This is a genomic window from Pseudoclavibacter chungangensis (genome assembly GCF_013410545.1).
Classification (GTDB): Bacteria; Actinomycetota; Actinomycetes; order Actinomycetales; family Microbacteriaceae; genus Pseudoclavibacter; species Pseudoclavibacter chungangensis.
The window spans coordinates 3,062,657-3,082,228 of the sequence record NZ_JACCFV010000001.1; the positions used below are offsets into that span (position 1 = coordinate 3,062,657).

Annotated in this window: 13 protein-coding genes and 1 pseudogene; 6 read left to right on the forward strand and 8 right to left on the reverse strand. The window is 72.9% G+C overall.

Annotated elements, in window-relative coordinates; genetic code table 11:
- Nucleotides 1-17: 17 nt before the first annotated feature.
- A complete protein-coding gene (gene moaA, locus HNR16_RS13580; protein ID WP_158041039.1) occupies nt 18-1,112 on the forward strand; it encodes a GTP 3',8-cyclase MoaA in 1,095 nt (364 codons plus the stop codon).
- 43 nt (nt 1,113-1,155) lie between these two features.
- Here moaA and HNR16_RS13585 read toward each other — a convergent pair whose 3' ends face one another.
- From HNR16_RS13585 to HNR16_RS13605, 5 genes are read right to left on the reverse strand one after another with little or no spacing between them, the layout of a single operon-like run.
- Nucleotides 1,156-1,398, reverse strand: coding sequence for a MoaD/ThiS family protein (locus tag HNR16_RS13585; RefSeq protein ID WP_158041038.1), 243 nt, complete (start codon nt 1,396-1,398; stop codon nt 1,156-1,158).
- Nucleotides 1,395-2,408 (reverse strand): DUF6457 domain-containing protein, encoded by a 1,014-nt coding sequence (locus HNR16_RS18890; protein WP_158041037.1) that lies wholly within the window; start codon nt 2,406-2,408, stop codon nt 1,395-1,397. The genes HNR16_RS13585 and HNR16_RS18890 overlap by 4 nt, the downstream gene beginning before the upstream one ends.
- Nucleotides 2,405-2,881, reverse strand: coding sequence for a cyclic pyranopterin monophosphate synthase MoaC (gene moaC, locus HNR16_RS13595; RefSeq protein WP_158041036.1), 477 nt, complete (start codon nt 2,879-2,881; stop codon nt 2,405-2,407). The genes HNR16_RS18890 and moaC overlap by 4 nt, the downstream gene beginning before the upstream one ends.
- Entirely contained in the window at nt 2,878-4,215 is a 1,338-nt protein-coding gene (locus tag HNR16_RS13600) for a molybdopterin molybdotransferase MoeA (protein WP_158041035.1), read from the reverse strand. The genes moaC and HNR16_RS13600 overlap by 4 nt, the downstream gene beginning before the upstream one ends.
- The gene (locus tag HNR16_RS13605) at nt 4,208-5,719 is read right to left on the reverse strand and encodes a HesA/MoeB/ThiF family protein (RefSeq protein WP_158041034.1); all 1,512 of its coding nucleotides are present in this window, start codon (nt 5,717-5,719) and stop codon (nt 4,208-4,210) included. The genes HNR16_RS13600 and HNR16_RS13605 overlap by 8 nt, the downstream gene beginning before the upstream one ends.
- 339 nt (nt 5,720-6,058) lie before the next feature.
- Between HNR16_RS13605 and HNR16_RS13610 the strand changes: the two genes are divergently transcribed.
- From HNR16_RS13610 to HNR16_RS13625, 4 genes and pseudogenes are all read left to right on the forward strand, one after another.
- The gene (locus HNR16_RS13610) at nt 6,059-7,690 is read left to right on the forward strand and encodes an ABC transporter substrate-binding protein (RefSeq protein WP_158041033.1); all 1,632 of its coding nucleotides are present in this window, start codon (nt 6,059-6,061) and stop codon (nt 7,688-7,690) included.
- A 117-nt stretch (nt 7,691-7,807) separates the two neighbouring features.
- Complete coding sequence (locus tag HNR16_RS13615) at nt 7,808-8,893, forward strand: ABC transporter permease (RefSeq protein WP_158041032.1); 1,086 nt, start codon at nt 7,808-7,810, stop codon at nt 8,891-8,893.
- 1 nt (nt 8,894) lies between these two features.
- A pseudogene (locus tag HNR16_RS13620) lies at nt 8,895-9,893 on the forward strand (ABC transporter permease); the annotation flags it as partial.
- Between the two features lie 215 nt (nt 9,894-10,108).
- Complete coding sequence (locus HNR16_RS13625; protein WP_158041030.1) at nt 10,109-11,824, forward strand: dipeptide ABC transporter ATP-binding protein; 1,716 nt, start codon at nt 10,109-10,111, stop codon at nt 11,822-11,824.
- 111 nt (nt 11,825-11,935) lie between these two features.
- On the opposite strand, the gene HNR16_RS13630 is transcribed toward HNR16_RS13625, so the two are convergent.
- The 3 genes from HNR16_RS13630 to HNR16_RS13640 form a co-directional block, all read right to left on the reverse strand.
- Nucleotides 11,936-12,556: a mycothiol transferase gene (locus HNR16_RS13630; protein ID WP_158041029.1), complete on the reverse strand. Its 621-nt coding sequence runs from the start codon at nt 12,554-12,556 to the stop codon at nt 11,936-11,938.
- A gap of 345 nt (nt 12,557-12,901) precedes the next feature.
- Nucleotides 12,902-13,444, reverse strand: a complete 543-nt coding sequence (locus HNR16_RS13635; protein ID WP_158041028.1) for an SRPBCC family protein — start codon at nt 13,442-13,444, stop codon at nt 12,902-12,904.
- Complete coding sequence (locus tag HNR16_RS13640; protein ID WP_158041027.1) at nt 13,441-15,810, reverse strand: FdhF/YdeP family oxidoreductase; 2,370 nt, start codon at nt 15,808-15,810, stop codon at nt 13,441-13,443. The genes HNR16_RS13635 and HNR16_RS13640 overlap by 4 nt, the downstream gene beginning before the upstream one ends.
- Before the next feature lie 243 nt (nt 15,811-16,053).
- Between HNR16_RS13640 and HNR16_RS13645 the strand changes: the two genes are divergently transcribed.
- The gene (locus tag HNR16_RS13645; protein ID WP_179558257.1) at nt 16,054-19,530 is read left to right on the forward strand and encodes a hypothetical protein; all 3,477 of its coding nucleotides are present in this window, start codon (nt 16,054-16,056) and stop codon (nt 19,528-19,530) included.
- The last annotated feature ends 42 nt before the right edge of the window (nt 19,531-19,572 follow it).

A 19,572-nucleotide genomic window follows, 5' to 3' on the forward strand; every position in this document is an offset into this window, starting at 1 on the left:
GGCGCACGACGCTCGGCATGCCCGCCCTCCGGCGCCCCACCCCCGAACCGCTCGCACCGGATCCCGTCGCGACCGCGCGCGCGGCGGCGGCGTCCGAGGCGGCGGGCGTGCCCGACCGGGGTCCGCTCGTGGATCGCTACGGCCGCGTGCACCGCGACCTGCGCATCTCGCTCACCGACCGCTGCTCGCTGCGCTGCACCTACTGCATGCCCGCCGAGGGCGTGCCGTGGCTGGAGCGCGACTCGATCCTCACGACCCCGGAGCTCGAACGCATGGCCCGCATCGCGGCCTCGCTCGGCATCGTCGAGGTGCGCCTCACGGGCGGCGAGCCGCTCCTGCGCCCCGACGTCGTCGACGTCGTGCGGCGCATCACCGCGATCCGCGGGGTCGACGGTCCGCTGCGCGTCTCGGTCACGACGAACGGGCTGCGGCTCCCGAAGCTCATGGACGAGCTCGTCGACGCCGGGCTCGAGCGCCTCAACATCAGTCTCGACACGCTGCGGCGCGATCGCTTCGCCGAGCTCACGCGACGCGACCGGCTCGACGACGTGCTCGAGGCGATCGACATCGCGTCGCGGAGCGGGCTTCGACCGCTCAAGATCAACACGGTCGCGATGCGCGGCGTGAACGACGACGAGTGCGCCGATCTGCTCCGCTACGCGGTCTCGGTCGGCGCGGAGCTGCGCTTCATCGAGCAGATGCCGCTCGACGCGGGCCACACGTGGACGCGCGCCGAGATGGTCACGCGCGAGGAGCTGCTCGATGCGCTCGGCGCCGAGTTCTCATTGACGCCCGTCGGCGAGCGCGGCGCGGCACCCGCGGAGCTGTTCGAGGTGGACGGCGGCCCCACGACCGTCGGCGTCATCGCCTCGGTCACGGCCCCGTTCTGCGGCGCGTGCGACCGGGTGCGCCTCACGGCCGACGGACAGTTGCGCAACTGCCTGTTCTCGCGCGAGGAGTCCGACGTCACGTCGCTCCTGCGCGCGGGCGCCGACGACGACACCGTCGCCGCACGCGTGCGCGCGTGCATCGAGGCGAAGCTGCCGGGGCACGGCATCAACGAGCCGGGTTTCCTGCAGCCCGACCGGCCGATGAGCGCGATCGGCGGCTGATACCCGGCGAGCGTCCACCACCGAACGGTCGGCGCGTGTCCCGCTATCCGCCCGCGAACGGCGGCAGCACGTCGACGGTCGCGTGCGGCGCGAGCGCGACGTTGTCGCCCCGCTCGACGCGCACCCCGTCGACGAGGAACGTCGACCGGTCGAGCACGCGGGCGAACTCCGTCCCGAAGCGGGCGCGCAACGCCGCGTCGACGGCGTCCGTGTCGATCGCGTCGACGCGCTCCTCCTCCGTGCCGGCCGCTTCCGCCGCGGCCGCGAACAGGCGCACCAGGATCATTCGCCCGTCGCGTCCTCGGGGTCGGCCGAGCGGACCTCGTGCGTCCGCCGGTCGGCCTCGGCCCAGCCGTCGGCGAGTTCGGTGATCGATTCCGCGGCCGCCTCGAGATCGGTCACGCGCCCCGTGCCGATCGCGAGGCCGAGCATGAACGCGCTCACGGGCGCACCGGGGCGCACCGCCCCGTGCGCGACGTCCCGCGCGAGATCGAGGAGCAGCGGGACGGGCACATCGTCCGGTTCGAGGCCCAGGCGCGGAGCGAGCTCGGCGACCCAGCGCTCGAGGTTCGGTGGGACGGACACGGTGGCCTCCTTCACGACGTCGTCGTTCGTCGCCGCCATCCTGCCCGATACGACTGTGACCGGCACGGACGCGCCCACGCGGGAGAGGTCCTCGGGCGTGTCGATGTCGGCGACGGCGTCGCCCGCTGGCACGAGCGCGAGATCCAGGCCGCCGAGGGCCCGGCGCACCGATGTGTCGGGTTCGACCTCCTCGAGCGCCTCGCGCAGTGCCGGGAGACGGTAGCGGGCCGTCAACCACTGGGCACGGCCGTCGGCGTCCTCGAGCACCACGCCGTCGTCGTCGATGCCGGCACCGCGCGCGTCGAGCACGTCGAGCGCGCGCTCGGGCGCCGAGAGGTCGCACGCGAGCACCGTGACCCACGTGTCGCGGTCGTCCGGCGACGCGCCACCGTCCGCGCGCTGCCACTCGGCGAGTGCGGTGACGCCCGCCGCGAGGGCGAGCGCGGGGCCGCCGAAGCGCGGCTCCTCGACGACCGCGCGCCACGCGATGGCGTGCTCGTCGGCGGGCGCCTCGGGCGGCTCGTGCGGCCCGACGAGGACGACGCGGAGGGCGCCGCCGCGCGCGAGCGCACGCAGCGTCGATTCGAGGAGCGTCGTCCCGGCGTGCTGCACGAGCGCCTTCTCGACCCCGCCGAGCCGCGAGCCGCGGCCGCCCGTGAGGACGATCGCGAGCGTCGGGCGATCCGGTGCGGTCGTCGTCGGCCCCGTCACCCCTCACGCCGCCATTCGCCGCTGCGCCCGCCCGTCTTGGCGACGAGTTCGACGCGCTCGATCGCGACGTCCTTGTCGAGCCCCTTGACCATGTCGATGATCGCGAGTGCCGCGACGGTGACAGCCGTGAGCGCCTCCATCTCGACGCCCGTGCGGTCGGCCGTGCGGACGGTCGCCTCGATCGCGACGCCGCGCTCCTCGATCGCGACGTCGACGACCGCGCCGTGCACGCCGATGACGTGGGCGAGCGGCAGCAGCTCGGCGCACCGCTTCACGCCCTGGATGCCCGCGATGCGCGCGAGGGCGAGGACGTCGCCCTTCGGCACGGTGTCGTCGCGAAGGGCCGCGACGACGTGCGCCGGGCACGTCACGAAGCCGCGCGCGGTCGCGCTGCGCACCGTCGGCTGTTTCTCCGTGACGTCGACCATGCGGACGAGGCCGGCGTCGTCGAGGTGGGTGAAGGGCGTGGTCATGTCAGCTCCCAGCAGGTGACGAGGTCGCCCACCCGCACCTCGTCGGTGTCGGCGGGCACGTGGGCGAGCGCTTCGGCGGCGGCGAGGCGTGCGACGAGGTGGGAGCCGGAGCCCCGGTCGGTCGCGGGCTCGACGCCGCCGGGCACGAATCGGACGGGCATGAGCTGGGCGCGCCCCGGCGGGCAGCGCCAGCCGGACACGGCGACGTGCTCACTCGTGCGTCGCACGGGCCAGCGCTCGCCCCGCAGGCGTCGGAGCGCCGGTCGGACGAACGCCTCGAACGACGCGAACACGCTCACGGGGTTCCCGGGCAGGCTGAACACGAGCACGCCGGACGGCGCGACACCGAATCCCTGCGGTTTGCCGGGCTGCATCGCGACGCCACGGAAGCCGATACCCGCGGGTTCGAGGACGAGCCGCGCGACGTCGAAGGCGCCGACGCTCGCACCTCCCGTCACGACGACGACGTCGACGGGGCGGTTCGGCGCGTTCGTCGTGACCTCGTCCGAGGATCGGCCGGGTCGCTCGGGCTCACCGCTCGTGCGTGAGCGCTCGGGGTCCGCGTCGAGGACGCCGAGCTCGCGCACGAGCGCGGTGAACGCGTCGCGGTCGTCCGCGACGCGCGTCCGCACCACGACCTCCGCCCCGGCCTCGGCCACGAGTCCGGCGAGCAGGATCCCGTTCGAGTCGACGATGCGCCCCCGGCCGACTCCGTGCGCGCTCGCACCGCCCACGGCTGCCTCCTCGACGGACACGAGTTCGGCGCCCGTCGAGACGATCGCGACGCGCGGCGGCGCGACGACCTCCACCCGCGCGACGCCCGCGGAGGCGCACGCCGAGAGCTCGCGCGGGCCGAGCACGCGTCCCGCCGCGAGCACGAGGTCCCCCGCGGCGGCGTCCTCACCTCGGCGACGGATGTGCGCGCCCGGGTTCGGTGGCGTGAGGATCGTCACGTGCTCGTCGAGTCGCTCCGTGCGCCCCGTGCCGAGGTCGGTCGCCTCGAGCGGGACGATCGCGTCGGCGTCGCTCGGCACCGGCGCACCCGTCATGATGCGCGCGCACTCGCCCGGGCCGATGGGCGGATCGAGGGCCGAGCCCGCGGGGACGTCGGCGACGACGCGCAGCCGCACGGGCGCGCCCGACACGTCATCGCGACGCACGGCGTAGCCGTCCATCGCCGAGTTGTCGTCGGGCGGCAGCGACCACGCGGTGCGCACGTCGCGCGCGAGGACGCTCCCGCGTGCCGCGTCGAGCGACACCGACCGCGCGGGCAGCGGCGTCGCGGCGGCGAGGACCTCGGCGAGATGCGTCTCGAGGGGAACGAGATCAGCCACGGTGTCCTCCTTCTCCGTCCGGGGACGGTTCGACGGCGGCCGGCGATTCGTGGTCCGTCACGCGGGCGGCTCGTCCGCCGGGAGCGGTGCGTCCCCCGGCGGTGGCGGCCGTGGCCGCTGCCGGGAGGAGCGCGGTGGCGCCGCCGTCGAACACGGCCACGTCCCGATAGCCGACGGTGAGCAGCGTGCGCGCCGCGAACCGGGCGCGCGGCCCGCGCTCGCACACGATGACGACGCGCTCCGTGCGCGGTACGAGCTCACCGATGCGCCCGTCCTCGACGGCCGCCGTGAGGGTGTGCAACGGAATCGGCTGCGAGGGGATCGCGAGCTCCGGCACGGGGTCCTCCCGGAGATCGACGACGAACGCGCCCGGCAGCGCGGTCTCGTCGACGCGGCGCACCGCGAGCGGCATCGGTTGCGCGGCGCCAGGCGCGGGATCGACCGGCTCCTCACGGCCGGGCCCCCGGGCGGTCTTCGCCCCCTGTCCGGCCGAACCCCCACGGCCCGTTCCGCGGGCGGTCGAGCGGTCGGCAGCCGTCTCGGGACCGGCAGCGGCAACCGGCGCGGCCGGATCCGCCGTGGGCACGCCCGACGTCGACCCGCGCTCCCCCTGCCGCGACGGCGTGGTGGGCACGGCACCGGCCGCGAGGCCCGCGCGCGACGCGGGGTCGACACCGTCGGAACCGGCTCGGGCAGTGGCCGTCCGCGTCACGGTGACGGCAGGATCTGCCGCGCTCCCCCGCGGCCGCAGCGGCATCTCGCGAACGCGGGCGGTGCGGACGTCGACGATCGCGACCCGACCGACGAGCGGCTCACCGAGCCCGGTCACGAGCGAGATCGTCTGCGCCGCGAGCATCGATCCGAGCTGCCCGCACAGCGGGCCGAGGATGCCCGTCTCGGCGCACGACACGGTCGAAGCGGCGGCCTGCTCGCGGTCGAGGAAGTCGTCGATACCCGTGCCGCCGTCGACGGTCGGCCAGAACACCGTCGCCCAGCCGTCGGTGCCGACGACGCTGCCCGCGACGAGCGGCAGGCCACGCGCGGCGCACGCGTCGGCGATCGTGAAGCGCGTGCACCAGTCGTCGGTCGTGTCGATCACGATGTGCGGGGACGCCGCCGCGAACAGCTCGTCGACCGACTCCGGTGACACGCGTCGGTCGATCCCGACGACGGCGCCCGCCGGGTCGAGGCGCGCGCCGGCGCGAGCGAGCGCGGTGGCCTTGGGCCGCCCGAAGTCGTCGATCGTGAAGAGGAGTTGTCGCGCGAGGTTGTGGTCCTCGACGACGTCGTCGTCGACGATGTCGATGCGGCCGATGCCGGCACCCGCGAGGTACTGCACGACGGGCGCACCGAGCCCGCCCGCACCGACGACGAGCACGCGTGCCGCCGCGATCCGTCGCTGCCCGAGCTCCCCGATGCCGAGCACGGCCGATTGCCGCGCGGTGCGACGGACCTCGGCGTCCCCGAGTTCCGCGCCGGGCGGCACGAGCGGCGGGAACGGCATACCCCCCACGCTACGCGAGTGCGCCCGTCGCCACGATTCCGGGTGGTTTTCGGGGTTCCGGGGCGCCCGGAACCCCGGTTTTCGCCCGGAACGCGGCCATCGCACACCCGGTGTGCGTCGAGCCCGAACGGTTTCGTTCTGGCGCGCGACACGCCTGAAACGTACGATTCATCTCAAACATCCGATGACCTACATCGTTTTGGCATCGGAATCGACGATTCGGTGACATCCGTCGCCGGACCCTTCATATACTCGGGTCCTCGCGTCCCACGCCGACGTGCAACCGCCGACGTGTCGAACGTCCGCGACGCGATCCACCCTTCTCGAAGGAGACATGCAATGTTGCGACCCCACAGTTTCACCCGCCGACGCGGCGCCGCGATCGCCGCGGGTCTCGCCACCTCGGCACTCGTCCTCACCGGCTGCGCGGGTGGCGGCAGCGGCGATGGCGGCGGAAGCGGTGACACGATCACGATCGGCACGTCCGACAAGGTCACGAGCATCGACCCGGCCGGTTCGTACGACAACGGCTCGTACGCCGTCATGAGCCAGGTCTACCTGAGCCTGTTCAGCGTTCCCCCTGGCGGCAACGCCGTCGAGCCGAACGCCGCGGAGTCGGGCGAGTTCACGTCGCCGAACGTCTTCACCGTCAAGCTCAAGCCCGATCTGACGTTCGCGAACGGCCACGCCCTGACGAGCTCGGACGTGAAGTTCTCGTTCGACCGCCAGCTGAAGATCAACGACCCGAACGGCCCCGCCTCGCTCCTCGGCGACCTCGAGAGCGTCGAGACGCCGGACGACCTGACCGTCGAGTTCCACCTGAAGTCGGACAACAACGTCATCTTCGAGCAGATCCTCACGAGCCCCGCGGGCCCGATCGTCGACGAAGAGGTCTTCTCGCCCGACGCCGTCACGCCCGATGCCGACATCGTCGCCGGCCAGGCGTTCGCGGGCCAGTACAAGATCGACACCTTCGAACTCAACTCGCTCATCGAGTACTCGGCGTTCGACGGCTACAAGGGCTCGCTCGGTCCGGCCGTCACCCCCACCGTCCTCGTGTCGTACTACACCGACACGACGAACCTGAAGCTCGACATCCAGCAGGGCAACATCGACGTCGCCTACCGGAGCCTGTCGTCGACCGACATCGCAGACCTTCGCACGAACGAGAACGTCACGGTCCACGACGGCCCCGGTGGCGAACTGCGTTACCTCGTCTTCAACTTCGACACGATGCCCTTCGGCGCGAAGACGCCCGAGGCCGACCCCGCGAAGGCACTCGCCGTGCGCCAGGCCATGGCCGACCTCATCGACCGTGAGGCGATCGCCGACAGCGTCTACGCCGGCACCTACGAGCCCGTGTACTCGCACGTCCCGTCCGGCCTGCCCGGCGCGACCGAGCCCCTCAAGGGCCTCTACGGCGACAAGGAGGGCGGCGCGAGCGTCGACGCCGCCAAGGCACGACTCGCGGCAGCCGGCATCACGGAGCCCATCACGCTCAACATCCAGTACTCGAACGACCACTACGGGCCGAGCTCGGCCGACGAGTACGCGCAGGTGAAGGACCAGCTCGAGTCGTCGGGCCTGTTCACCGTCAACCTGCAGACGACCGAGTGGACGCAGTACTCGGACGATCGCGTCAGCGACGTGTACCCGATCTACCAGCTCGGCTGGTTCCCGGACTACTCGGACGCGGACAACTACCTGACGCCGTTCTTCGTCAAGGACAACTTCCTCGGCAACCACTACGACAACCCCGAGGTCGCGTCCCTCATCGAGGCCCAGTCCTCGGAGCAGGACGAGGCGAAGCGGCTCGAGATGCTCGGCCAGATCCAGGACCTCGAGGCGAACGACCTGTCCACGCTGCCGATCCTGCAGGGCTCGCAGATCGCCGTCTCGAAGACCGACATCACGGGCGTCACGCTCGACGCGTCGTTCATCTTCCGCTACGGCTCGCTCGGCCGCGGCTGATCGCGAGGGCGTCGACGGGCCCGGGACGGACCACCTCCGTCCCGGGCCCGTCGGGGGCCCGACCGCACGACCAGCACCGCCGACACACATCCTGTTCCACGATCGAGAGGAACCGAGTTGACCACGACCGCCGAGCCGTCGCTCGAGGCGAAACCGGACGCCGCACCGACGCAGCGATCGGGGGGCGGCCTGTGGCGCTACCTCCTCGTCCGCGCGCTCCTCATCATCCCCACGGTCTTCATCCTCGTATCGCTCGTGTTCGTGCTGATGCGCCTGACGGGCGACCCGATCACGGCGGCGCTCGGTGACCGACTCCCACCCGACCAGCTCGCGCAGCGCATCACCGAGGCGGGCTACGACCGCCCGATCCTCGTGCAGTACGTCGAGTACCTCGGCAATCTGCTGCGGGGTGACTTCGGGACGACGATCTCGACGCGTCAGCCCGTCCTCGATGTCCTCTTCCAGTACGGCCCCGCGACCCTCGAACTCGCGATCTACGCGCTCGTCGTCGCGTTCGCGGTCGGCATCCCGCTCGGCCGCATCGCCGCGTACCGTCGCGACCTTTGGCAGGACGCCGCGCTGCGCATCAGCGCGATCCTCTTCTACGCGACGCCCGTGTTCTTCGCGGGCCTCATGCTCAAGCTCGTCTTCGGCGTCTGGCTGCAGTGGCTCCCCATCGCGGGGCGCCTCACGACCTCGTCCGAGCTGCAGCTCAAGCGGCTCGACACGGGTACGGGCATCTTCCTCATCGACGCGATCCAGACCGGCCGCGGCGACGTCGTCGTCGACGTCCTGCTGCACGCCGTGCTGCCGGCCGTCGCGCTCGGACTGCTCACGGCCGGCGTGTTCCTGCGCCTCGTGCGGACGAACATGATCGGCACCCTCCAGCAGGACTACGTGACGGCCGCCCGCTCACGCGGCGTGCGGGAGCGGCGCCTCGTGAACACGCATGCGTGGCGTCCCGCGCTCGTCCCGATCATCACGGTCATCGGCCTGCAGATCGCGCTCCTCCTCGGCGGCGCCGTGCTGACGGAGACGACGTTCGAGTGGCGCGGCCTCGGGTTCATGCTCGTCGAGTTCATCAAGGCCCGGGACTTCGTCGCGGTGCAGGGAATCGTCGCGCTGCTCGCCGTGATCGTCGCCGTCACGAACTTCGTCGTCGACGTCGTCGCCGCCCTCGTCGACCCCCGAGTGAGGTTCTGACATGACCACGATCGAAACCGCACCCGCCGCCGCCGCGGCCGTCCGCCGCGAGCCGTGGTTCCGTCGGCTGCCCGTCGTGCGCGAACTCGGGCAGAGCGTCGGCATCCAGCGCGGCATGCTCGTCACGGGGCTCGTCATCACGCTCGTCTTCGTGCTCACGGCACTGCTCGCGCCCGTCCTCGCGCCGTACAGTTTCGCGCAATTGCGAGACGGTGACGTCGCGTTCCCGGCGCAGGCCGCGCCGAGCCCGGAGCACCTGCTCGGAACCACCGTGGGCGGCTACGACGTGCTCAGTCGCGTCATCTGGGGTTCCCAGACCGCCCTGTTCGTCATCGTCGTCGCGGTCGCGCTCTCGATGGTGATCGGCGTGCTGCTCGGGCTCGTGTCGGGCTACTTCGGTGGCTGGCTCGATCGTGTGCTCGTCGTCGTGGCCGACGCGATCTACGCGTTCCCGTCGCTGCTGCTCGCGATCGTCATGTCGATCGTCATCTCGGGTGGTCGTTCGGATCTCGTGGGCGGTGTGCTGGCGGCCGCGTTCTCGATCACGGTCGTGTTCATCCCGCAGTACTTCCGTGTGATTCGTGCCGAGGTCGTGCGGGTTCGCCAGGAGGCGTTCGTCGAGGCGGCGCGCGTGATCGGGACGCCGACGCACCGGATCCTGTTCCGGCACGTGCTGCGCAACGCGACGCGCACGCTGCCGCTCATCCTCACCCTCAACGCGTCCGAGGCGATCCTGACGCTCGCGGGCCTCGGCTTCATCGGCTTCGGGATCGAGCCGACGAGCGCAGCCGAGTGGGGCTACGACCTGAACCGCTCGATCGCCGACGTGTCGAGCGGCGTGTGGTGGACGGCCGTGTTCCCGGGGCTCGCGATCGTGCTCGTCGTGCTCGGACTGACGTTGCTCGGGGAGAGCCTCAACGACCTCGCCGATCCGCGTCTGCGCACGCGCCGACGTCCCGTCGCCGCGAAGGTCGCAACGGTCGAGGCCGCCGCTGCCGAGCCCGGGAGCGCCGATCTGACGCTCGCCGAGATGGAGGAGAGCGTCGAGTCGGATGCCGAGGAGGCGGCGGACGCCTCCGACCCCGACCCGGCAACGGCCTCGGTGCCCGGCGAGGGGGACGCCACGACATCGACCGGCTCGCTCGCCGACGGTGACGGTACTCCGAACGACGCCGCACCCGACGACGAACGACCCCGGCCCGAAGGAGGCGCAGCATGAGCCGCGCGACGACGAACGAGTCTCGCCCGCACGAGCGTGCGGGTGAGGTCGCGGCCGAAGTCCGCGACCTGCGCATCACGTTCGCGACGGACGGCGGCGAGGTCACCGGCGTCGACGACGTGACGCTCGTGATCAGGCGCGGCGAGACGCTCGCGATCGTGGGCGAGTCGGGCTCGGGCAAGACCGTCACGGCGCGTGCCCTGCTCGGCCTCGTCGCCGAGACGGCGACCGTCCGGGGCGGTGCGTTCCTCGAGACCGCCGACGGTGAGATCGACGTGACCCGCGCGCACGGTGAGCGGTTGCGCGAGCTGCGCGGCCCGGAGGTCGCGATGGTGTTCCAGGAGCCCTCGACGGCCCTGAATCCGGTGTTCACGGTCGGTTGGCAGATCGCGGAGGGACTGCGCGCCCACCGCGATCTGTCGCGTGCCGAGGCGAAGCGCGAGGCCGTCGCGATCCTCGATCGGGTGGGGATCCCCGACGCCGAGCAGCGGGTGAACGCGTACCCGCACCAGTTCTCGGGCGGCCAGAAGCAGCGCATCGTGATCGCGATGGCGCTCGCGCTCGGGTCGCGCGTGCTCGTGGCCGACGAGCCGACGACGGCGCTCGACGTGACGGTGCAGGCCGAGATCCTCGACCTGCTGCGCGGCATCCGCGACGAGTTCGGGACGGCGATCGTCATCATCACGCACAACATGGGTGTGGTCGCGGATCTCGCCGATCGCGTCGCGGTCATGTATCGCGGCCGGATCGTGGAGCACGCGCCCGTGCGCGAGCTGTTCGAGCATCCGAAGGATCCGTACACGCAGAAGCTGCTCGCGGCCGTGCCGAGCATCGCGGCCGATGTGACGCCGCGCGAGCTCGTCGCGCCCGAGGGGCGGACGGAGCCGGTCGTCGTCGCGCGTGGTCTCGAGATCACGTATCCGGGGACGCTCGGCCGCGGTGCGTTCCGTGCCGTGAAGGGCGTCGACTTCGAGATCGCGCCGGGCGAGGTGCTCGGACTCGTGGGCGAGTCGGGCTCGGGCAAGACGACGATCGGGCGTTCCCTCGTGGGGCTCACGAAGGTGACCGGCGGCTCGGTGAACGTGCTCGGCACCGAGATGAACGGGGTGCGTGAGCGGGCGCTGCACGCGATCCGGCCCGACATCGGCTTCGTGTTCCAGGACCCGGCGACGAGCTTCAATCCGCTGCTCACGATCGCGGAGTGCGTGGCGGAGCCGCTCGTGGTGCACGGGCGGGCGCGCGATGCACGTGCGGCGCGCGAGCGCGTCGACGAGCTGCTCGAGTCGGTGCAGCTCCCCCACGTGCTCGGCGATCGGTACCCGCACGAGCTCTCGGGCGGGCAGCGTCAGCGCGCGTCGCTCGCGCGGGCGCTCGCGCTCGATCCGACACTGCTCATCGCCGACGAGCCGACCTCGGCGCTCGACGTGAGCGTGCAGGCGCGCGTGCTCGAGCTGTTCGCCGAACTGCAGGCACGGCATGGCTTCTCGGCCGTGTTCATCTCGCACGACCTCGCGGTCGTCCACAAGCTCGCGCACCGCGTCGCCGTGCTCTATCACGGCGAACTCGTCGAGCAGGGCGAGGTGAACCAGGTGCTCACCGCCCCGGAGCACCCGTACACGCAGCGCCTCGTCGCCTCGCTCCCCGTCCCCGACCCGGTGCTGCAAGCGCGCCGCCGCGAGGAGCTGCGAGCCCTCGCGGAAGACCCCGCCTGACCCGCTCCCCCGCCGTCGCCACCGACGCCGACCGGATTCCGGGTGGTTTTCGGGGTTCCGGGGCACCCGGAACCCCGAAAACCACCCGGAACGCGGTCGTTGCTTCGGGCGTCAGAAGCCCAGATCGAGGTCGAGCTGGGGGTGGGGGCGCTGGCCGCTCTCCTGCTGGTCCTCCACACCCGGTGGGACGAACTCGTACCGGCCCGTCGCCGGGATCGGCTTCGCCGAGAGCGTCGTGAACCCGAGGAACGACGAGTAGTCGTCGATCGCGGTGAGCATGAGCCACCGCAGCGAGACGGGCGCCATGTCCTCGCTCGCGCGCGTGCCGCAATCGTCCATCGCGCCGACGAGCGCGCGGCTGTTGTCGACCGCCTCACGCCACCGCTCGATGAACACGAGCGGATCGCGTCCCGCGATGAACGTGTCGTACCACTCCTTGTCGTGCGGCCCGAGCGGCTCGGGCGGCAGGCGCGGATCGGGATCGAGCCCCGCCCACATCTCGCAGAACAGCCGGTGCTCGAGCTGCGTGAAGCGCACCGCGAGCGCCGAGAGCGACAGCGAGACGCGCGGGAAGCGCTGCCCGAGGTGGCGCGGGTCGCAGTAGCGGATCTGCAGGTCGAACGTCTCGCGCTTCGACTCGAGGAACGCGCGCAGCAGATCGGCCTCACTCGCGTCTCCCGGCGGGGGACGCCGCTCGGGCCACTGATCCGCGGGCTGCATGAACTCGATCACCGCTCCGTGCCCAGGTGCGCGGCTGCCGCCGCGCCCGTCACGCCATGCTCGCGCACACGACCACCTCGCCGTCACCGGCACGAACCCGGCCGGTCGTGCCACGCCCCCACGGTATCGCGTCGCGGCCCGTCACCGCACGGCCGAGCGGCCCCGCTTCGCCGCAGCGACGATCCGCGGCGACGCTCCCGAGCCGCATCCGCGCGACCGCCCCGACGCCCGCCCTCGCGGGCGGGTCGGCGGAAGATCCGCTCACGGTGGGCACGGCCACGATCCTGGTGCAGCAGACCGCTCACGCGGACCGCCCGCTCGATCGCGGCGAGCGCGATCACGGCTCGGCAGGACCGCTCACGCGGGCGGCAGATCCCCCTCGGCGATGACCTTGATGCGGCGCAGCGTCGCGGGGATGCCGGCGACCGCGTTCCGTCGCCGCAGCTCGCGCCGTTCGGGGCCGTCGCCGTCCTCGTACCTCGCGTCGTAGCGCTCGCGCGCGTCGCGGGGGAACACCCACTCCTCGGTGAGCAGCGAGCCGCCCTCGGCGTGCTCGATGCGATACGCCCAGTGCACGCCGCCCCCGCCGGGAAGGACGTCAACGAGCGGGACCCACTCGAAGCGCGTCGGCCGATCGGCGACGACGACCTCGCTCGTCGTCGTCCACTGCCGGTTGCCGTCGTCGTTGTGGCCGAGGAACCGGTCGCCGACGCGGCCACCGGGCAGCGATTCGGCGACCCACTCCGCGGCGCGGCACTCGGGCGACCACTCGCCCGTTCGCGTGACATCGCTCACGAGGTCGTACACGACGTCGGGTGATGCCGCGACGCGGATGGAATCCGAGACGCTCCAGTGGGCGTCGTCGTCCTCGTGGTCGTCGTTCAGCGGGCTCTGGGTCATGCCGTCACTCCGTCCTCTCGAACCGTGTCCTCACGGACCTTCGCGCCGCGCACCTCGTCGTCGTTTCCCCCGTAGGCCTGGTGGGGGACGAAGCGCACGGTCATGGCCTTGTAACCGGGGGTGTTCGACTCCCGGGCGACGAGCCCGCGGTGCACGAGCGCGTTCGCCTCGGGGAAGTACGCGGCCGCGCAGCCACGCGCCGTCGGGTACGACACGAGCCGGAAGCGGTCGGCGCGCCGTTCGGTGCCGTCGAAACTCGAGATGACGTCGGCGAGGTCGCGGTCCTGGAACCCGAGGGCGGCGAGGTCGGCGGGGTGCACGAGGATCACGCGTCGCGCGTCCTTGATGCCGCGGTAGCGGTCGTCGAGCCCGTAGAAGGTGGTGTTGTACTGGTCGTGGCTGCGCATCGTCTGCAGGATGAGGTGCCCCTCGGGCGCATCGAGGTACTCGAGCGGGCTGACCGTGAACACACCCTTCCCGATCTCGGTCTTGAACGACCGCGTGTCGCGCGGCGGGTTCGGCAGCACGAAGCCGTTGCGCTGCCGCACGCGGCGGTTGAAGTCCTCGAAGCCCGGCAGGGTGCGCGAGATGTGGTCGCGGACGACGTCGTAGTCCTCGGCCATCGCGTGCCAGTCGATCGGGTGGTCGTCGCCGAGCGTCGCCTGCGCCATGCGCGCGATGATGACGGGCTCGGCGAGGAGGTGCTCCGAGACGGGGCGGAGGCGCCCCTGCGTCGAGTGGACGACCGACATGGAGTCCTCGACCGACAGGAACTGCGCCCCCGCGGCGTGCTTGTCGTCGATGTCGGTGCGCCCGAGGGTGGGGAGGATGAGCGAGGTCCGCCCGTGCACGACGTGCGAGCGATTCGGTTTCGTCGACACGTGCACCGTGAGTCCGGCGCGCGACATGCCGGCCTCGAGCGCGTCGGTGTCGGAGCACGCGAGCGCGAAGTTGCCGCCCATCGAGACGAACACGTCGACCTCGTCGTGCTCGAAGCGTTCGACCGTCTCGGTCGAATCGACGCCCCATTCGCGCGGCGAGACGATGCCGAACTCGGCGTCGAGCGCCGCGAGCAGCGGCTCCTTCGGCTTCTCCCAGATGCCCATCGTGCGGTCGCCCTGGACGTTCGAGTGGCCGCGCACGGGGCACGCGCCTGCACCGGGCTTCCCGAAGTTCCCCTGCACGAGCAGCAGGTTGATGATCTCCTTGATCGTGTCGACCGAGTGCGGCTGCTGCGTGATGCCGAGTGCCCAGCAGAAGATCGTCGCGTCCGATTCGATGAGGTACCGGCTGATGCGTTCGATCTGCACGCGAGCGAGACCCGTGGCGCGTTCGGTGACGTCCCAGTCGAGCTCGGCGCGCGCCTCGGCCCACGCCTCGAAGCCCTCGGTGTTCTCGTCCACGAACGCACGGTCGACGACCGAGCCGGGGTTGCGGGCCTCCTCGGCGAGCAGCAGGTGCCCGAGGGCCTGGAAGAGCGCGAGGTCGCCACCCACCTTGATCTGCGCGAACTCGTCCGCGATCTGCGTCCCGTCGCCGACGACGCCCTCGACGGTCTGGGGGTCCTTGAAGCCGAGCAGGCCGGCCTCGGGCAGCGGGTTGACGGCGATGACCCTGCCGCCGTTCTTGCGGCAGTCGGCGAGCGCGGAGAGCATGCGCGGGTGGTTCGTGCCGGGGTTCTGGCCGACCGTGAGGATGAGCTTCGCGGTCGTGATGTCCTCGAGCGAGACGGTGCCCTTGCCGATCCCGATCGTCGGGTTGAGCGCGGTGCCGCTCGACTCGTGGCACATGTTGGAGCAGTCGGGCAGGTTGTTCGTGCCGATCGCGCGCGCGAACAGCTGGTACATGTACGCGGTCTCGTTCGCCGTGCGGCCGGAGGTGTAGAACACGCAGCGATCGGGCGTCGTCGCGCGGATGCGCTCGCCGATGAGGTCGAACGCCTCCTGCCACGTGATCGGCGAGTAGTGGGTGTCGCCGGGGCGGATCACGACGGGCTGCGTGATGCGGCCCTGGTTGCCGAGCCAGTACTCGGTCTTGTCGGCGAGGTCGTTGATCGAGTGCGCCGCCCAGAATTCCGGCCCCACCGTGCGGAGCGTGTTCTCCTCCGCGACCGCCTTCGCGCCGTTCTCGCAGAACTCGGCCGTCTTGCGGTGTCCCTCGGGCTCGGGCCATGCGCAGCCGGGGCAGTCGAAGCCGCCGCGCTGGTTGATGCGCAGGAGCGACGAGGCGGTGCGGGCGACGCCGCCCTGGGCGATGCCGCGGTCGAGCGCGACCATGACGGCCTTCATGCCCGCTGCGTGGCGCTCGGGCTTCGAAACCTTGAGGGCGTCCTCGTCGATGTCCTTGACCGGTGGTCGCTGTGCCATGTCCGCCTCCTCGTCGAGCGTTCGGGGCTCTCGTGAGGGTAGCGCGAACGGCCGGGCGATGACCGAGTCCGGGGGCCCGGCGAACACGAGCGGATGTCGCATCCGGCAGTGTTCCGGAACGGCGGCCTCGACCGCACGGAACCGTACGGCCGCCCGCCGCGTCGCCCGGCCGCGAGCGCCCACCGCACGACCCGGGCCTCGATTCGCGGGCTCCGGACGGCGCCCTCGCGACATACTGTCGGCATGCTCGCCGACGCCTCGCCGCTGCTGCCCGACGATCTCCGAGCGGAGCTCGATGCGATCCCCCATGCGGCGCGGATGCGGCGCGTCGCCCTCCTGGGGCGCGATCTCGCGAGCCGTACGGAACTCGCGGCGCTGCTCGACGACCTCGAACGCGCGTCACCGGCGCACCGACGGCTCGTCGTGGAGGCGGCCCGTGCGAGCGGCGACGGGGCGCGCCTGCGACGACTCGCCGACGACGGCAACGAGCGCGTCCGTCGCGCGGCGTTCGAGGCGCTCCCCCTCGACGACGATCCCTCGCCGCGGGTGCTCGCCGCGGGCGTGCTCGAGCGTGCCCGCATCCTCCGCCGCGTGGCGCGGGCGCGGGACGACGGCGCCCGTGCTCGCGCGGAGCGCGTCTTCGCGGCGGTGCGGGCCACGCTCGGCGCGCAGTCCGGCATCGTGCTGTTGCCTGCGTGCGCTCCCGACACGGTCGCCGCGACGGTCGACGAGATCGTCGTGACACCCGAACTCCTCGGTCGCTTCGCGGCGGCGCACCCCGGTTTCGTCGCGCGACAAATCGATGCCGATCTGGCCTCGGGCATGCGGGGCTGGGCGCCGTTCGTCGACGCGCTCGGCGCGCTCGCGCTCTCGGCGCCGCTCGCCGTGCTCGACCTCGTCGAACGTCGTGCCGACGGGCGCCTGCCGTGGGAGCTGGACGCGTCGCTCGGCGTCCTCGCCCACGCGGATCCCGAACGGACGACCCGACTGCTCGAGCGCCCGGCGGCGTGGCACGGCAGGCGGCACGTGCCCGGCCCCCTCCGGCGTGCCCGCGGGCCGCTCGACGACGGGCGACGGGCACGCATCGCCGTCGGCATCGCGTTCGGTGCGCCGCACCTGCTCGGCGCGTGGCTGCACACCATGGCGTCGGGCCGGCGGGCATCGACCCTCGACGCGGTCCTCGAGTCGGGCGCCCTCCTGACCCCCGAGTGGGTCGGCGACGTGCTCGATGCGCTCCCGCCGCGGGCCCGGCACGAGCGTGCCCACCGGCAGCGATCGGCGTTCGGGGCGTTCGCCGGTGGCGTGCCGGTCCAGATCACGGCGCGGCTGCCCTGGTCGGAGGCTCGTGCGACGCTCGACCCGCGGACGCGCAGCAGTGACGCCGACGAGCGTGCACAGGCGTGGTGGGGGCTCGCGACGGCCGCCGTGCTCGAGACGGCCGCGCACGCGGAGGCGACGACCGTCGCCGCGCACCCGGGAGGCGTCGTGACGCCGCTCGACGAGGTCCTCGACGGGACCGGCCGCACGGCGCGCGAGCGCGACCTCGTTCGCGCCCGGTTGCTCGACGCCCTCGTGGCGGTGCCCGCGTCGATGTGGACTCCGGCGCGGATCGGCACCCTCGTGTCGATCGCGGAGCACGCGGCCGCCGCGCTCGACACGGGTGCGGGGGTCCGCTGCGATCTCGTCCGGATCCTCGCTCGCGTCGCGGCGGACACGACCGCATGGGACGGGCGTCCCGGGCCCGCCGCCGAGCGTGACGCGCGCTCGACCGTCGAGACCGGTGATCGTCACGCGGCGGCGACCGCAGCGACCGCGGCACTCGGCCGGGTCGTCGAACTCCTCGGCGCCCCCTCGGTCCACGAGGCCGCCGCCTGGGCCCCGGCCGCCGCGGACCGGGCCGTGTGGACCGCACTCGAGCCCGCGGCCTCGGCGGGAACGCGCGATGGCACGCCCGAACTCACGATCGACTACGCGCGTGCACTCGGCCCGCGTGCGAGCGCGCTCGACACCCTGCAGGCGGCGCTCGCGTCGATCGCCCTCGACGGCGACGCCGGCCCGGCACGGCGCGCGATCCCGCTCTGGCTCGCCGATCCCGCGACGCGGCGCGAGCGGTTGCGGCGCCTCCTCGCCGCCGACCCGTCGTCGTTCGTCCTGCCCGCCGTCGCGGCGCTCGTCGGTCGCACGCAATGGGGCCTCGACGAGTCGCTCGCGCACCTGGGCCGCCCCGGGCGCTTCGTGCGGACCGACCGATCCGCGCCGGTCGTCCGACCGGCCCGGCCCGAACGGTGGTTGCCCCGGCAGTGCCGGGTGTTCGCCGATCACCTGATCGCGACGATCCGCGAGCTGCCGGACGCGAACGCGGACCCGCGCGCGGCGGCACTCGCACTGGCCGCCCTCCCCGCGGTCGGCGGGCCCGCGCTCGCCGGGCTCTGCCTCGAGCGCACGGCCCCCGCGGTTCGTGCTCGTCTCGCGCTCGCGCGGTCGCGGGCCGACGATCCGGTGACCGCGCTGCCCGAACTGCTCGACGCGTGCGTCGCCGACGCGCCCTCCCCCGCCGCCGTGCTCGACCGTTGTGCTCGCGCGGTGCCCCGCGCCGTCGCGGGTGCCGCATTCGATGTGGCGTCGCCCGCATGGACCGGCCCCGTCCGCGTGCGCCGTGCGGCGGTCCGCCTGCTCGCGGCGACGAAACCGCCCGGCTGGTCGGTGCTGCTCGCGCACGCGGCTCGGTCGTCCGAGACGCACCCCGATGTGCGGATCGAGGCGGCACGTGCGCTGTCGGGGGCGCTCGACACGGCGGCCGCCGTGGGCGCCCTCCGCGCGCTCGCCGACACCGTGGTCGGGGCGGGTGACCCCGTCGCGCGCGTGGACGCGGCGCGCGGGATCGCCACGATCCGACCCGACGGGGTCGCCCCGGCCCACCGGACGCTGCTCGCCGAGATCATCGACGGTCTCGTCGAGCGGGGCGACGACCTGGTCCGTGACGAGGTGGGGGCGCGTCTCGCCCCCTGGGTCGCCGTGGCACCCGCCGCCGCGCGCGCCGCGGCCGCCCTCGTCGTCCGCCTCGACGACACGGGGGAACGCTGGCGCAGCGCCGCCCACGCGCTCGCGGCGGCCGCCGCGGTGCCCCACGTTCAGTCGGTCCTCCTCGACCTCACGACGGTGCTCGTCGACGGCGCCCGTGCCGAGGACGGGGTCGATCGACCGGCTGCCGACCGGCTCCGCGACGTCGTGGACGCGCTCGTCGGGGGCGGCGTCGCGTCGGCGTCGCTCGCGCTCACGGGTCGACTCGCCGACCTCGTCGCGACGGTACAACCACACACCGCGGCGACGCTCCGGCTCGCCGTCGTGCAGCTCGCCCCCGACGACGCGGCGGGCCTCGACGGGCTGGTCCGCGATCTCACCCCGCTCCCGCTCGTGGCGGCCGCGGTCGCGAACCGCTTGTCGCCCGGCGGGCGCCACCCCTGGTCCCCGGGGCCGATTCCGGGCGCGGGACGCATCGCGCGCAGGATCGTCGAGTCGCACGGCCCGACGCCGGTCGCCTGCGTATTCGCGCTCGCACTGCTCGCCGCCGAGTTCACGGTGTCCGCCCCCGAGGACGTCGAGCTCGTCCGCCGCCTGCGAGACCACCCCGATCCGTCGATCGCGGAGTTCGCGCGCGGCGTGCGCGTCGCGGCGCACGGCGGCCGGGGCGTCACGACCGTTGTCGGTACGTGGTTCTAGGCTGCGATCGCGACGGGCCGGCGGTTCGTGCGTATCGATGGG